We start from the raw sequence: 14,338 nt of genomic DNA on the forward strand, positions 1-14,338 counted from the left end.
TTTAGTAGAGTTTCGGATTCAACCAGTTCGTAAGGCCGGCAAGGCTCCGGGTCTGGATGGTAATGTTGCCGCTTCCCTCAACCCGGGTGATCAGCCCCTCGCCGCTGAAAAAACTCGAAAACAGCCGGCCGGCAAGCTGCAGCTTCAGCTTGATGTCCGGGTCATAGGCCACCAGATGGCTGGTATCCACTATCATCTCCCCATCCACCCGGCGGTCCAGAAGCTGGCCGTAGGCCCCGTACCAGAGTTTTCCCGTGCCCTTGACCTTAAGCCGGAACAAACCTTCGCGGGCCATCCAGGAGCCGAACCCCGCCCATTGAACGGAGAGATCAAGCTCGGGGCTGGAGCTGATATAGGCGCCGGGCTGTAAGCAGATGGCTTCCCCGTTTAAACTGACCTCCCGGATGTCGCCCGGGGTGCGCTGGGTGAGCGTCACCCGGCGGGGTTGATCGGTGTTATTGATAAATTCATTGATGAAAAACGACTCTTTGCCAAAGAGCTTTTTCCCAAGGGCCGAAAAAAAATTGCCGTTTATTCGGGGCTTCATGTCCATATCCGCGGCCATGCTGCTCATGGCGTCGGACTCGGCCAGGATGGATTCCCCGGGGTCCAAATCCACATGGAGGTAGGCAAATGACGGGGCGCCATTTAGAGTCACATTCATAAGCGTTCTTTCCTTTCTTTCAGCACGGTTTGGTTAAGGTAAAAGCTCTGCTGCTGAGCCGCCGTTATCCGGCAGGCACTGCTTGAGCTGGTCAACATCTATCTCAAACCGCCTGAAATGCGTTTTTCCTGAAAGTTCGGCTGCTTTTTGCTTCAGGCGGGCGATCCGCTCATCCGTTGTCGGATGGGTGCTTAAAAATTCAAGGCGCTTCTTTAGCCCGACCGGCAGATCCCGGTCGGGCTGCCGGGCGTTTAATTTTTCAAAAAACGTGATCATGCCGCGGGGATCGATATCGGCTGCCATCAGATACTGCCAACCGGTATCATCCGCCTCCCGCTCATAGTCCCGGGAGTATTTAAGGTTAATCAGCCATTCGCTGTTTTCCACAATCACCGCCAAAAGCCCGGAGACATCGCCGAAAAATGCCTGAACCAGAATAAATACGCCGGCAGATCCGATTAACTGGCGCATGCTGTGCTGCTGGGTCACATGGGCGGCCTCATGGGCAAGCACGCCCAGAAGTTCCTCAATGGAATCCGCTGAGTGAATCAAACCGGTGTAGAGCACGATATCACCGCCCGGCAGGGCAAACGCGTTAATAGAGGGGTTTTTCACCACATGGAGCGCAAATCCGTATCCGGCATCCGGAATATTTTGGGAAAGCGGGGCAAAAAACGATTCAAGCAGGTCAAGGGGCTTTTCATCTTCGATAAACGGCTGCTGCTTTTTAAACTGGGCAATCATCATATCGCCCAGATTCTCTTCCCATTCGGCCGGTACCCGGGCGGCCACAGCCCGGGTGAGCGGGACTTTGAGTTTAAAAACCCCATAAGCGGAAGCCAAAATGGCGATAAAAACCATCATAGCAGCGGCGGCGGAGCAAAGCCTAAAACGGCGCCGCTCCCGGCGAATCTGCTGAACCCCCGGCAGATGGGCCAGTTGAAAATCCGTTAGAATAGACCGATCCGGCGTATACACCGTCCATCCGGGAACCTCCGGATGGTTGAAAAAAATCAAGCGCTTGCCCGCCCCGCCCGGCTTGACGGTTATACCGGAAAGCGGCAGGCGAATCGAGGCGGCCTGGCTTTCAAACAGCAAATAGCCGCCGGCCGCGCTTAGCGTGCCCGACGCCCGGCCGCCCGGCAGCTCCTCATTAAACGCGCCGGCGGCGTAACGCCCGTGCTGGCTGGATGGATGCATAAGCAGTTCCTGCCTACCCGGCCTTTAAAAGGATCAGCGCGGTGCCCAGAAACATTAAGAAAGCCCCCGCAAATCGAATAACGATATTATCCTCGCGAAAAACCATTCCCCCGTAAATGACCCCGAACAGGATGCTCAGGCGCTTGACGGAGATCATATACGCCGCTTTGGCAAGGGAGATGGCATATCCGTGAAATAATATGTGAAAATAAAGCAAAATACCGGCGATTGCCCCTTTTACCGGCATACGGAGAATCTTTTTCACGGAAACCACCCGAATGCCGGTAAACAGTATGATCAACACCAGACTCAGCGCGCTAAAAAAACTCATCTGGAAAAACATCACCGATGAATGAAGAATCGCCAGTTTGCCGATGACGGCTGAAAAACTGAAGATAAAGGCGACCAGCAGCATAATCCGGGAGCCGGCTTCCCGGCCCATGGCGCGGAACGGGTCCCATACGGAGCGCTGACCGCTCTGGATATTTAACACGTAGCTGCCGATACACACCGCGGCAATCCCTAAAATTCCCCAATGATCCGGCATCTCGCCCAGAAAGAGGTAGCCTGTGGCGATCATGAAAACCGGCGTAAAGGCGAGGTATGGCAGGGTCAAGGACAAGGGTGACTCCTTGATGGCTTTCATGTAAAGCACAAACGGAACGGCATTTAACGGGATGCTGGCCCAAAAACTGAGCCAGAAAACCCGATCCAGATCCGGGATCGGCACGAACACCAGAGTTACGGAGGTCAGCGGCAGCGCATAGGCCAGCGGATAGACAAACATTTCATAGGCGGTGAGATGGGAGAACCACTTCTTTACCCAGGCGTCCTGGGATGCCGCCGCCAAGGCCGTCAAGAGGGCAAAAATAAACCAGGTCATTGGGCTGTTTCCGGAGAAATCCTGGCGGCATCGGCATAGGCAAAGACCTGATCCGGCCGGCGCTTGGCATCATACATGGCCATGTCCGCCTTTTGGATATGATCCGCCGGCCGGCTCCAAAAGCCTTTATCGGAAGTTTTTAATATATCAGCCATGATACGCTTTTATTGTCCATAACTTTAGATCTAAACGATCGGTTAGAATCTATTTTCTAATCGAATTTGAAACACTTATCTATCAAAATTTTGGCGGACAAGAAATAAAAAAAATTGACAAATCCCTAATTTATTTTATTATATGATTATAAATGACCAAAAATTTGGAATGCTCAATTTAGGTTAATCCCAAAAAACCCTGACAAGGTCCCCGCTGATGAGCCAAAAAATAGACAGTGATCTGGCCCTGGTCACTTCAAAAATTTACGGCATCATTAACAAAATGCCGCTTGAAGAACGGCGCAACCTCTTGACGGAACTGGAACGTCATGAAAACGGGGAAAAAAGTTCCATCCGGCGGAAGCACCCCCGAAAAGATTATCTGATCAATGTGGATTACGCAGTCGGGGACAGACTCTACAACGGCCTGGCCATTAACTTCAGCGCCGGCGGTATGTATATTGAAACCGCTAAAAGCCAGTTACCCAAATTTCATCGGGGTAATCAATTAATCCTGACCTTTTCGCATCCGGAGACCAAAGACAATCTGAAAGTCACCGGTGAAATCGCCCGAATTGACGATAAAGGCATCGGCGTTAAATTTGATCAATCCATTATCGACTGGTGGTCGCCATAAACCGAAAAATCCATCCCCAACGCCCTGCCCGTATAAAACTTCTCTTTTAAACCCGTATCTCATGCGATAGTTTTTTTGAGCGGTTTTTTTTCAAACCGGATTCACAGACTCAAGGAGTTCAAGCACTTTGGATAAGGAGATTGAAAAATTCTTAAACGCCTGGCGAAGCGGCGAGATCTCTCCGTCGCCGTCGGCGGCTTTGATCGGCACAAAGATTCTAAACTTTGAGAACGGATCGGCTGACATCAACCTTACTTTGTCGGAACCGCATCTGAATTCATCCGGAACAGTTCAGGGCGGCATCCTTTGCTCTTTGGCCGATGTGGCCATGGGCACTGCGGTTTATACAAAGATTGAGAAAGGGGATCGATTTACCACCACCAACTTAAACGCCATGTTCTACCAACCGGCTACTTCCGGTAAGCTGCTGGCTGCCGCCCGCGTGGTGTATCCGGGAAAAACGCTGATGCATACCGAATGCGACATTACGGCCGATGGCCGGATGGTTGCAAAAATGAGCGCCACATTTGCCATAAAAAAGTATTCTTGATTTAACACCCAAATCGGTTAAAAAGAAAATGATTGACGTCAACGAAGCATCCCAAAAAGCCATTGACCATCTGACCAAACTCTACCCGGATGACAACCTGGGAAAAATCCTTTTTGAAGAAGCTGAATTAACTGACGATGACAAGTTCTGGCTGATAACAGTCAGCTACAAAAGCCCGGTGGCAGCCGGCGGCGTCGGCCAGTCCGTCTTTGTCGGGGACCGAAGCTACAAGGTTTTTAAAATTCTGGCGGAAACCGGCGAAATCCGATCCATTAAAAACCGACCCCTTAAATAATTTCCTTCCCGCTTAATCACCCCCGGCCGTGGCCGAGGTGACGGTAGTGGGCCAGCCGGATAATCCTTTGAGAACATTTCACGGTAAATTTGTTCTATCTATTTTTCAGGCGGGCACGGTGGCCCGCCCTACGCGACAATGCCGACATTTTGTAGGGTCGGCCACCGTGCCGACCTTACATGCGAACAACCCCATGGTTATGGGGTTGTTCGCCAGAACAAATTCACCGTGGAGAACATTTTGCATAGTTTGACATTTGGTCAATTTTTTAATAAAGGAGGCGTTTTAAATTTTTTTAGACTCGATCGAGACGGATAGATCTATGCAAATAAGCGTTCACCCCAAACCGACCAAATATATTGAACCCGGCATCCATCTTCAGCAGTCCGCCTTCTGGGGACGGCTCAAAAAACAGCAGGGCCGTCAGGCCCGGGCCTTTGCCATAACCCCGACGGATTTACCGACCGAAGAGCTGCCGGTGACAGAGACGCTGCACGGCGCGGCCCAGTGGGAAAAAGCCCGGGCAAGCCATGACATGCTGGTGGTAATTCGCTCACTTGGTGCGGCGGGCAGCATGGCCTATGTCCCCTTCGGCCCGGAGCGGCTTCCTGATGCGGATCGCCGGGGCCGCTGGCTTGAACAACTGTCTGAACGTATTCGGCCGCATCTGCCGGCGAACTGTTTTTTCATCCGGTATGATCTGCCCTGGGAATCCCCATGGGCGTCGGATGGAAGCCGGTATGCCGAAAATGACATATGGATGGGCAAACCCCGGACAGGGATTCGTGAGATGCGCATGAACTTTGACACCAAACGCTGGAACCTCCGCAAAGCGCCCACGGATCTTTTGCCCACGGATACGGTGATTCTGGATGTAACCACTGACCGGGACCGGCTGTTGAAACGGATGAAGCCCAAGACCCGCTATAACATCCGGCTTTCCGGCCGAAAAGGGGTGCGGGTGCGCGAAGCCGGTATCCAGGATCTGGCCGCCTGGTATGATATCTACTGTCAGACAGCGGCTCGGCACGGCATGATGCTAAACAGCCTGGACTATTTTAAAGCCGGGCTTGAAGTAAAAGCGGCAGACACCAGCTCTCCGGCAAGCATGCACCTGCTCTTGGCGGAAGTGGAGGGAAAACCTGTGGCCGGCATCCTCCTGGCGATCGCAGGCAGCCGGGCCACCTACCTTTACGGCGCCTCATCTTTAAGAAAAAGCCATCTGATGCCCTCCTATGCCCTTCAATGGGCGGCCATATGCAAGGCCAAGACTGTCGGCTGCTACGATTACGACCTCTTCGGCACAGCGCCCTATCCGGACCCCTATCATCCCATGTACGGCTTGTACCGGTTCAAAACCGGATTCGGCGGGGAGATGATTCACCGGCAAGGGTGCTGGGATTACCCCTATGATGAATCCCGCTATGACCTCTACCGGGCCCAGGAGATGGCAGGGCCCGCATTTGTTTCCTGAAAATTTTAAAACCCCTTCAGCGCCTCCTCTTTGGATGGATAGATATCGATGATCCGGTTCATCCGCACCAGTTCAAAGAGCCGCTCGACATTTTTCTGTACGCTGCACAGTTTCAATTCCCCGCCCCGGTCGCCCAGCTGCCGCAGGCAGGACAAAAGCGCGCCGCACCCCGAGCTGTCCACAAACTCCACCCGGGTCAAATCAATTACCACCTTGTCATGCGATTGCAGGGTCTCGGCCATACTTTTTTTAAATTGCTCGCTGTTGCTTGCATCCAGGGCTTTTTCCCGCAGGTCCACAACCGTCACGCCCATATAGGTGTTAACTTTCATTTTAACTGTCATTTGCCTGACTCCGTAGAATATATTGGATTGGATTATAGCATCTCATAAGTCATAAAAAAAACCGGCTAACACCAGCGGACCAGCATCCGGGCGCAGTTTTCCCCGTATTCGTTTCTGGAATAGGTAATATCATCCACCGACTGTTCAACAATATAGACCCCCATCCCTCCCTCTTTGGACCCGTCAAGCACCGGCGCGGGAACCTTGTCCGGGTCAAAGGGGTTGCCCCGGTCATAGAAAGAAAGCGTCATTTCCCGGGGATAGGCGATCGCCTCCAGGCGGACGGGGTGCCCCGGCTGGCTGTCATAGGCGTGGCGGATGATATTTGTGGTCAGCTCCACGGCGGCCAGCTCAATGCCCGCGATCCGGGGCTCATCAGAGGCCCGGCGCATGTATTTCTTCCCGAATATCCGAATAAACCGCCGAACCTTCTGCAATTCCTCCATGCGGCTGTCAAATACCATCGCCTGGCGGCCCAGAAGCTCAAGGGGCACGGCATTGGCCTCGATCTTGACCGGGATGCAGGTGAAATCATCCGCAAATTCCGATGAACCGGAAAAATCCCTTATCTCCCGGCGGATGGTTTGGACCAGGCCCTCCGGCGTATCCGCCGCGTGCGCCTCTAACAATGCGATCAAGCGCTTTTCGCCGAACATTTCGCCGTCCGGGCGGCTGGCTTCCGTGAGCCCGTCCGAGTAAAACAAAAACAGATCTTCAGCCTCAAAGGAGACATTAAACTGCCGGAACGGCTTCTTCTCCGGAAACCCCAGGGGCATGTTTTCGCCTTTGAGCAGGCTGACCGAGCGTGTTCTATGATGAAAATGGAGGGGACGCACGTGACCGCAGTCAACGAATGTCAGGCGGTTTTGCTTGGGATAGAATCTGGCGTAAAAAAGCGTGACAAAGGATTCCAGTTCCTGGAGCTGGGCGATCATGTGGCTGTATACGGAATCCACGATCTCTTCGGGCGCGATGTTGACCCGGCCCTCAGAGGACAGCCGGGCTTCATTGACCACGCGGAGAAAATAGCTCTTCAGGGCGGCCCCGATAAATGCGGCCCGAATCCCTTTTCCCATGACATCAGCCACCACCAGATCCATGGATTCCGAATCCAGGCGGATAAAATCATAAAAATCCCCGTCAATTGCCTGGGATGGAATGGTTAAGTGGGCGATTTCAAGCCCCGGAAAGTCCGCGGGCGGACGGCCCAGCAGCAGAGACTGCTGAATCCGGGAGGCCACATAGATCTCATTTTCCCGGGCTTCTTTAAGGCTTTCCTCCGTCTGCCGCAGGCGGATGGTCTGCTCAAAAGAGCGGACCGCATGGGTCACAAGCGCGGTGATCTGCGGGGCATGAAACGGCTTTACGATATAATCAAAGGCGCCATGCTTCATGGCATAGACCGCATCCGAAACCTCATCGCTGGCGGTCAGCATGATGGGCGACAAATCCGGGTAGGCCCGGTTGATGTAGTTCAAGCATTCAAGCCCGCTCATGCCCGGCATCTGGATGTCTAAAATCACCGCACAGATCTCATCTGACAGGTTTTCCACCGCTTCCGTGCCGCTTGCGACCGATATTGGCAGAAAGCCCGCCTTTTCAAGGGTCCGCTCCAGTATCCGGCGCGTGGTGGGATCGTCATCTGCAATGAGCACCCGGGGCGGGGATTCATCGGGCCTATCCGCTTCTCTGGTAAATGATTCAGATACCGTCATATTCGCAAAATTTTTTTCACATGGCGGCTGCGCTTTTATTTAAAACCATATCAACTATTTGCCAAATGCCCTACTTTTACCCGACTCCACCTAAGGGGTCAATCGATTTTCAATTCCGCCACCACGGTAAATTTGTTCTATCTATTTTTCAGGCGGGCACGGTGGCCCGCCCTACGCGACAATGCCGACATTTTGTAGGGTCGGCCACCGTGCCGACCTCACATGCGAGAAACCCCATGGTAATGGGGTTTCTCGCCAGAACAAATTCACCGTGATTCCGCCACAGCTCGTATTGACAGTTTAACAAATATTTCGTATCCAGATTTTGAGCATATAACCAATACCGGCGGCCAACAAACCCTGAATTCCTTGACCTGTGAATATAAAGCCCCCGGCTGAACTCAAAACCATTTTGGAGGCTGAGGTGAACAAAACCAGATACATCAAACATTTAATCCTGGGAATTGCCATTCTTGGATTATCCCTGGGGATGACGGCATCGCCCGGTCCGGCCCTTGCCGAGCAGTCGCCCCGATCGCAATGGGAGATCTTTCCAAGCGGGGACGTATTCTCCCCCCTGGTGGCAGACCCTAAAGAGCCCCGGTTTTTTCTCAGCATCAATAATTACGACAATGAATTCAGAAGCGACTTCACCGGTGCATCCGTCGGATTCGGCGAAAACTTCGGTCTGATCAGAAAACATCTTGGGGATCAGCATGCCTGGCAGTTAAGTTTAAAAGGCGGACTTTTCTCCCAGTTTGATCTGAACTCCGACTCCGACGATCTCCTTAATTCGGATTATAATATCGGTGTGACCTGGAATTACCGGATTGACGCCCTGTCCACCCGTCTTCGCGTCTATCACCAAAGCTCTCACCTGGGGGATGAATACCTTCTCAAGCATCCGCGGCTGGCAGATACCCGGACCAACTTTGACAATGAAGCCATTGACTTTCTGGCGGCGTTTACCTGGCAGCAGATCCGGACCTATGGCGGCCTCCATTTCCTGATAGAGCGCGATCCGGGAAATTTAGACCGCTGGGGCTATCAGGGCGGTATCGAATACCAGGGCACAGGAGAGCTTCTACCCTGGGGGGCATTGGTCGCAGGCCTTGACATCAAAGGATTCCAGGAGCTTCACTGGACCCCCGGCTACAGCGTAAAGACCGGGATCGCCTTCAAAGAGTTGGATCATCAGAGCCGCTATATTCAAGTCATGCTCGAATATTACAACGGATTCATCCCCTATGGCCAGTTCTATGACTATGACATGGAATCTTACGGGGCAGGCATCTATTTCGGCTTCTGATCCTTTTCAAACAGCTCGGCTTTTTTCACCACATCCCGGCCAAAGCGCCGGGTAACGGCGTCAACCGCACGGCCCAGCGCCTCCCATTTTAAATCCCCGGACGCCGGATCATCAAATAATGACATCTGAACGGGCGCGGTGTGATCAGATAAATCCGATGCGCCCATACCGATGAGCCGGACCGGCTGGGTGATTTTATACTCGGCCAGCAGCCGGCAGGCCGCCTTAAAAAGGGTTTCAGATGAGCGGGTCTGCCCGGCAAGCCCCATCTGCCGGGTAATCTGGGTGAAATCCGCGTGCTTTACTTTGAGCGTAACCGTCCGGGCTAAAAGTTCCTCCTTTCTCAGCTGCCGGCCCACGTCCTCGGCCTGCTTCAGCAGATAACGCCGCAAAAGCGCCATATCCCGCGTATCCGCCGGCAGGGTCTCCTCGCTGCTGACAGATTTTACCGGGCGAATCGTCCGGACCTCTGAATCATCAATACCTGCCGCCAGATCAGCCAGCCGCTTCCCGTATTTTCCAAACCGCCGGGTCAGCTGCTCTATCGAATACTTTTGAATATCCCCGAGCGTAGTTATGCCCAGCCGCTCCAGATGCTCCCGGGTATGGCGGCCTACCCCCGGGACCTTATTGACCGGAAGGCGGGCAATAAAATCAGGGACTGCCGGCTCGGCAATCACCGTCAGGCCATCGGGCTTATCCATGTCAGAGGCGATCTTTGCGAGAAATTTAAGCGGCGCAATACCCACCGTGCAGGTCAGCCCGGTTTCATCCCGAATACTTTCCTTAATCGCGCAACCGATCGCCTCCGGGGAGCCATGAAGTGTGCCGCATCCGGTGATATCCACATATGCCTCGTCAATTGAGACCGGCTCCACCAGCGGCGAAAAGCGGTCCAGGATGGTCATTACCATTTGGGATAACGCCTTGTACCGTTGACGCCGCGGAGGGCGGAAAACCCCGTGCGGGCACCGCTGTCTGGCCTGATACATGGGCATGGCTGAATGCACGCCGTACTTGCGGGCCTCATAGCTTGCCGCAGACACCACCCCCCGGCCGGACATGCCCCCCACAATCACACATTTGCCGGCCAGCCCGGGGTTGTCCAGGACCTCGACCGAGGCAAAAAAAGCGTCCATGTCCACGTGTAGGATCATTGGGTATTAGGTAAACAATCAATAAAGCCGATACATCCTTTGACTTCACCCTTTGAACTAAACTCCCGTCAGTCTGTCTGCCAGATCCGGCGGCCGAGCGCTGCCGCCGCCTGCATCGTTTCATCGGCATCCAGGCCGATGACTTCCCCGTTTCTGACCCGCGCTTCACCCCCGATAAACACATATTTCACATCCGCGCCCCGCACCGCATATACCAGATGGGATTCCGGGTGATACATAGGCGTCAGGTGGGGTTTTCGAATGTCCACAACAATCAAATCCGCCTCTTTGCCGCATTCAATGGAGCCGATCCGATCATCCAGCCCGATGGCCCGGGCCCCTTCGATGGCGGCCATGCGCAAAACGGTTTTGGCATCCATGACCGTGGGGTCATTGGCCATCACCTTATGGAGTTTGGCGGCGGTATCCATTTCCATAAACATATCCAGGTTATTGTTGCTGGCGCACCCGTCCGTGCCCAGGCCCACCAAAATCCCGGCGCTCAGAAAATCCGGCACCGGGGCCACCCCCGAGGCAAGCTTCATATTGCTCTCCGGATTATGCGAAACATTGACTTTTTTGGCGGCCAGGATGGCTGTATCTGCTTCATCCACCCATACGGCGTGGGAGATCAGGGTCTGTTCATCCAGAATGCCCAGGCGATCCAGATATTTCACTGGTGACAGGCCGTCTGCCCCCGCAATCTGATCCGCCTCGCCGCGGGTTTCCGCCACATGGATCTGGAATCGCACCCCGGCTTTGGCGGCCGCCGCCTTGGCCCGGACTAATGTTTCTGCCGAGCAGGTATACGGGGAATGGCAGAAAATCGATGGGGTGAGGCGATCCGACGCGCCCTGCCATCTTGATACATAGTCGGCGGCGGTTTCCACATTCCGTGCCGGATCGGGCGACCCGGGCGCCGGAAAATCAATGACCCCCTGGGCAAGCACGCCCCGCATGCCGGTCTCAAGCAGGGCTTCAGCGACGAAGTCCTCCATAAAATAACCATCGCAGCAGGTGGTGGTGCCGGACAAAAGCATTTCCAGGCAGGAAAGCCGGGTCCCGATCTTTATGGCGGCCTCGTTAATGTAGCGGAACTCCGCGGGGAAAATATGGTCATTCAGCCACTCGGAGAGCGGCAGGTCATCGGCCAGTCCCCTAAATAGCGACATGGGCAGATGCACATGGGTATTTACCAGTCCCGGCAGAATCAGACCGCCGGCCGCATCCACCCAATCATCCGCCGCATATGCATCAAAATTACGGGGCTTTTTTTCGACCCGGGTAATCCGTCCGTCCCGGATCGCCACCATCCCGTCATAAATAATGTCGAAGGCCGGATTGACGGTGATCACGCAGCCGTTGTAGATGATGCGATCATACGTCATAGAAAAACTCCAAGCCTACTTCCGGCTATCCCTTCCCGGGTTTTCGGACCGGCTGCCAGGGCTTGAATATAATAATCAGCCGGGGCAGAAGGGTCAGTGACGCCAAAAGGGCAATCAGCATGGCCACCCCGGTCATCAAACCGAAAATAATCGTGGGAATAAAGTTTGACAGGGTCAGAATGGAAAACCCCAGAACAATGACAATGGTGGTATAATACATGGCATAGCCGATGCTGCCGTGGCAGCGATGCATGGCCGCAATATAGTCCCTGTCCACACGGATCTCCTTTTTGAACCGATGGATGTAATGGATGGTGTTATCCACGGCGATACCGACACTGATAGCGGCGATGGTGATGGTCATGATATCCAATGGAATGCCGGCCCAGCCCATGACGCCTAAAACTACAGAGACCGCTATTAAATTTGGAAAAACGGCAATAAGGGCTAACTTAAGCGATTTGAAAAGCATGAAAAACATCAGCATCAAGGCCAGGAGCACAACCCCCAGGGTCAAAATCTGAGTTTCAAAAAGGGTTTGGAGCACATTGTTATAAAGCACCAAAAGACCGGTCAGCCGCACATCCTTCGAATCATAGCCAAACCCGTGGGTCAGTTCATGCTGGATATCGTTGATCAGCTCATTTCTGCGAAGCGTTGGGTTGGTGTCCTGAACCCTGGCCATAAACCGGATCTGGTTGTGCTCGATGGAGACAAAAGGCCTGACCAGATCTTTCCGGAACTTCTCCGGAATTTCGTTATACACCAGGGACAGCTCGAAACTGTCCAGACTTCTGCCATTATTGAGATCCCGGGCCACTTTCATCAGGGTGCCCAGGGAAAGCACCTTGCCGGTCTCAGGCAGACTGTCCAGATAATTATGAATCTCCAGAATCTTCTGCATCTTATAGGGAGTAAACCAATACTGATTGCCGCTATCCGCGGCATTGAACTCGGAGAACATATCAAACTCGCCGCCAGTATCATCGGCTTCGGGGCTGTTTGCCTCACCTTCTGTCTGCCCGGCACCTCCCAGATCGATCACCACATCCATGGGCGTGGTGCCGCCCAGCTTCTGGTCGATCACCTTCATGCCCTTGTATATTTCGGTGGATTCCTTGAAGTAATTCACAAATGAGTTCTCCACTTCGAGCCTGGAGATGCCGATGCCGCTTATCAGGAGCGCCAGAAGACTTAGAATCAAAATGAACCGGCCCCACTTTTCAGTAAACCTGCTCAAAAAAGTGGTTAAAAGAATGCTTCCCCCGCACACCGGCGGCGGATCGGTCTTTTTGAGCAGCACCAGCACCGCCGGCAAAAATGTGACGGTAATCAACAGAGATACCACAATCCCGCCGACCATCATCCAGCCAAAGGTAATCACCGGTTTTATATCTGCGAGCATTAGGGAGGCAAACCCGGCCCCGGAGGTAAGCGCCGCAAAGAAAATGGGGGTGAGCTTGAACCGCATGGTCTCCAGTACCAGTTTGCGGTGGTCTTCCTCCGGATGGTCGCATAACAGCTCACGGTAGCGGACAATCAGATGAACCGAAATCGCCATGGTGATAATCAGCTGCAGAGAGATAAAATTTGATGAGATCACCGTCACCTGCCATCCGAAAAGGCCCAGAAGCCCGACCATGGCAATGGCTGAAAGCCCGCAGCAGAGCATGGGCAGAATCACCCATCGGGGCCGCCGGAAAATGATGCCCAGAACGATGACCAGCAGGCAGACCACCCCCAGACCAAAGACCTTGAGGTCGTTTTTGATAAACCGGATCAGGTCATGGGCGATCATGCTCACCCCGCCCAGAAAGAGCTCGGCATCATCCTCGTATTTTTTCATGATCTCGCGGATCTGTTTAATATCCGCATCCCGCTGGGCGTTAAATTGATCGCGAAGATGCCGGATTTCCTCTATAATCCGGCTGTACTCCGCCTGCTCTGCGGCGGACAGGCCCTGCTCTTCAGCCTTTTTCTCCATTTCAACCCGCCGGACTATCAGATCCCGATAATGGGTGTCTTCTTCAAACGTGACCTGAATCCCGGTAGTCTTAAGATCCGGGCTGACCAGAAGATTCTGGTATATCGGACTGGTCTTAAGTTCCCTTCGGGCCATCTCCTTATTGACCCGATCCGACCGCAGAGTGGGAAGGTCCCCCGTCATCTCGCTTATCGCAACGGGCGGGCTCTTCAACAGGGGGGCATCCAAAAGGGTGACCACGGATACCACCCGCTTTATCCGGCTGATCTTCTCTTTAAGTTCGGCAATATCCTCTAACACCGCATCCGACAGGAGATCCGCGTTTTTCGGGGTATAGGCGATAAAGAGGAAATCCTGCACCCCATAGCGGTTGTAGATTTTCCAGGCGAACTGGATATCTTCACTGGTTTCATTGACCAGCGTATCCGCGGAGGCATCAATCTGAAAATCTTTGGCAAAAAACCCGAGGATCGCGATGATGATTAACAGACAGGCAATAATCTTGCGCGGATGGGAAAGGACAACCCTGTCATAGAAGCGGTTTATCAGCGATGACCGTCTCGGCATAAAACAACCCGTTTTA

General features: G+C 53.5%; 14 protein-coding genes. 5 read left to right on the top strand and 9 right to left on the bottom strand.

Annotated elements, in window-relative coordinates:
• Window position 1 precedes the first annotated feature (1 nt).
• Genes U5L07_03640 through U5L07_03655 form a run of 4 tightly spaced genes read right to left on the bottom strand, consistent with a single transcriptional unit; the run spans window position 2 to window position 2,902 of the window.
• The gene (locus tag U5L07_03640; GenBank protein ID MDZ7830823.1) at window positions 2-664 is read right to left on the bottom strand and encodes a TIGR00266 family protein; all 663 of its coding nucleotides are present in this window, start codon (window positions 662-664) and stop codon (window positions 2-4) included.
• A gap of 33 nt (window positions 665-697) precedes the next feature.
• Window positions 698-1,864 carry a M48 family metallopeptidase gene (locus tag U5L07_03645; GenBank protein ID MDZ7830824.1) on the bottom strand — a complete coding sequence of 389 codons (1,167 nt, stop codon included), beginning with the start codon at window positions 1,862-1,864 and terminating at the stop codon, window positions 698-700.
• A gap of 13 nt (window positions 1,865-1,877) precedes the next feature.
• Window positions 1,878-2,747 (bottom strand): EamA family transporter, encoded by an 870-nt coding sequence (locus U5L07_03650; GenBank protein ID MDZ7830825.1) that lies wholly within the window; start codon window positions 2,745-2,747, stop codon window positions 1,878-1,880.
• Window positions 2,744-2,902, bottom strand: a complete 159-nt coding sequence (locus U5L07_03655; protein ID MDZ7830826.1) for a hypothetical protein — start codon at window positions 2,900-2,902, stop codon at window positions 2,744-2,746. Before U5L07_03655 ends, U5L07_03650 begins: the two co-directional genes overlap by 4 nt.
• 217 nt (window positions 2,903-3,119) lie before the next feature.
• Here U5L07_03655 and U5L07_03660 point away from each other — a divergent pair, with 217 nt between their 5' ends.
• The 4 genes from U5L07_03660 to U5L07_03675 all read left to right on the top strand — a co-directional run bounded on the left by U5L07_03660 (window position 3,120) and on the right by U5L07_03675 (window position 5,858).
• Window positions 3,120-3,539: a PilZ domain-containing protein gene (locus U5L07_03660; protein MDZ7830827.1), complete on the top strand. Its 420-nt coding sequence runs from the start codon at window positions 3,120-3,122 to the stop codon at window positions 3,537-3,539.
• 127 nt (window positions 3,540-3,666) lie between these two features.
• Window positions 3,667-4,089 (top strand): PaaI family thioesterase, encoded by a 423-nt coding sequence (locus U5L07_03665; protein MDZ7830828.1) that lies wholly within the window; start codon window positions 3,667-3,669, stop codon window positions 4,087-4,089.
• Between the two features lie 28 nt (window positions 4,090-4,117).
• Entirely contained in the window at window positions 4,118-4,384 is a 267-nt protein-coding gene (locus U5L07_03670) for a hypothetical protein (protein MDZ7830829.1), read from the top strand.
• Window positions 4,385-4,706: 322 nt separating this feature from the next.
• Complete coding sequence (locus U5L07_03675) at window positions 4,707-5,858, top strand: peptidoglycan bridge formation glycyltransferase FemA/FemB family protein (protein ID MDZ7830830.1); 1,152 nt, start codon at window positions 4,707-4,709, stop codon at window positions 5,856-5,858.
• Between the two features lie 5 nt (window positions 5,859-5,863).
• On the opposite strand, the gene U5L07_03680 is transcribed toward U5L07_03675, so the two are convergent.
• Both U5L07_03680 and U5L07_03685 read right to left on the bottom strand, forming a co-directional pair.
• Window positions 5,864-6,202 carry an STAS domain-containing protein gene (locus U5L07_03680; protein ID MDZ7830831.1) on the bottom strand — a complete coding sequence of 113 codons (339 nt, stop codon included), beginning with the start codon at window positions 6,200-6,202 and terminating at the stop codon, window positions 5,864-5,866.
• A gap of 65 nt (window positions 6,203-6,267) precedes the next feature.
• Window positions 6,268-7,917, bottom strand: a complete 1,650-nt coding sequence (locus U5L07_03685) for a SpoIIE family protein phosphatase (protein ID MDZ7830832.1) — start codon at window positions 7,915-7,917, stop codon at window positions 6,268-6,270.
• A 424-nt stretch (window positions 7,918-8,341) separates the two neighbouring features.
• Between U5L07_03685 and U5L07_03690 the strand changes: the two genes are divergently transcribed.
• Window positions 8,342-9,226 carry a DUF1207 domain-containing protein gene (locus U5L07_03690; GenBank protein ID MDZ7830833.1) on the top strand — a complete coding sequence of 295 codons (885 nt, stop codon included), beginning with the start codon at window positions 8,342-8,344 and terminating at the stop codon, window positions 9,224-9,226.
• Here the strand turns inward: U5L07_03690 and U5L07_03695 are convergent.
• From U5L07_03695 to U5L07_03705, 3 genes are all read right to left on the bottom strand, one after another.
• The gene (locus tag U5L07_03695; protein ID MDZ7830834.1) at window positions 9,211-10,383 is read right to left on the bottom strand and encodes a DNA polymerase IV; all 1,173 of its coding nucleotides are present in this window, start codon (window positions 10,381-10,383) and stop codon (window positions 9,211-9,213) included. The genes U5L07_03690 and U5L07_03695 overlap by 16 nt on opposite strands.
• A 68-nt stretch (window positions 10,384-10,451) precedes the next feature.
• The gene (locus tag U5L07_03700; protein ID MDZ7830835.1) at window positions 10,452-11,771 is read right to left on the bottom strand and encodes an amidohydrolase; all 1,320 of its coding nucleotides are present in this window, start codon (window positions 11,769-11,771) and stop codon (window positions 10,452-10,454) included.
• 25 nt (window positions 11,772-11,796) lie between these two features.
• A complete protein-coding gene (locus U5L07_03705; protein ID MDZ7830836.1) occupies window positions 11,797-14,322 on the bottom strand; it encodes an MMPL family transporter in 2,526 nt (841 codons plus the stop codon).
• Window positions 14,323-14,338 lie beyond the last annotated feature (16 nt).

It is taken from the genome of Desulfobacterales bacterium, from assembly GCA_034520365.1.
GTDB lineage: Bacteria > Desulfobacterota > Desulfobacteria > Desulfobacterales > Desulfosalsimonadaceae > M55B175.

Bases quoted from the DNA above. Each gene is read 5' to 3' on its own strand.
- U5L07_03705 (MDZ7830836.1), bottom strand. From the start codon at position 14,322: ATGCCGAGACGGTCATCGCTGATAAACCGCTTCTATGACAGGGTTGTC.
- U5L07_03660 (MDZ7830827.1), top strand. From the start codon at position 3,120: ATGAGCCAAAAAATAGACAGTGATCTGGCCCTGGTCACTTCAAAAATT.
- U5L07_03700 (MDZ7830835.1), bottom strand. From the start codon at position 11,771: ATGACGTATGATCGCATCATCTACAACGGCTGCGTGATCACCGTCAAT.
- U5L07_03650 (MDZ7830825.1), bottom strand. From the start codon at position 2,747: ATGACCTGGTTTATTTTTGCCCTCTTGACGGCCTTGGCGGCGGCATCC.
- U5L07_03640 (MDZ7830823.1), bottom strand. From the start codon at position 664: ATGAATGTGACTCTAAATGGCGCCCCGTCATTTGCCTACCTCCATGTG.
- U5L07_03675 (MDZ7830830.1), top strand. From the start codon at position 4,707: ATGCAAATAAGCGTTCACCCCAAACCGACCAAATATATTGAACCCGGC.
- U5L07_03695 (MDZ7830834.1), bottom strand. From the start codon at position 10,383: ATGATCCTACACGTGGACATGGACGCTTTTTTTGCCTCGGTCGAGGTC.
- U5L07_03670 (MDZ7830829.1), top strand. From the start codon at position 4,118: ATGATTGACGTCAACGAAGCATCCCAAAAAGCCATTGACCATCTGACC.
- U5L07_03655 (MDZ7830826.1), bottom strand. From the start codon at position 2,902: ATGGCTGATATATTAAAAACTTCCGATAAAGGCTTTTGGAGCCGGCCG.
- U5L07_03645 (MDZ7830824.1), bottom strand. From the start codon at position 1,864: ATGCATCCATCCAGCCAGCACGGGCGTTACGCCGCCGGCGCGTTTAAT.
- U5L07_03685 (MDZ7830832.1), bottom strand. From the start codon at position 7,917: ATGACGGTATCTGAATCATTTACCAGAGAAGCGGATAGGCCCGATGAA.
- U5L07_03680 (MDZ7830831.1), bottom strand. From the start codon at position 6,202: ATGACAGTTAAAATGAAAGTTAACACCTATATGGGCGTGACGGTTGTG.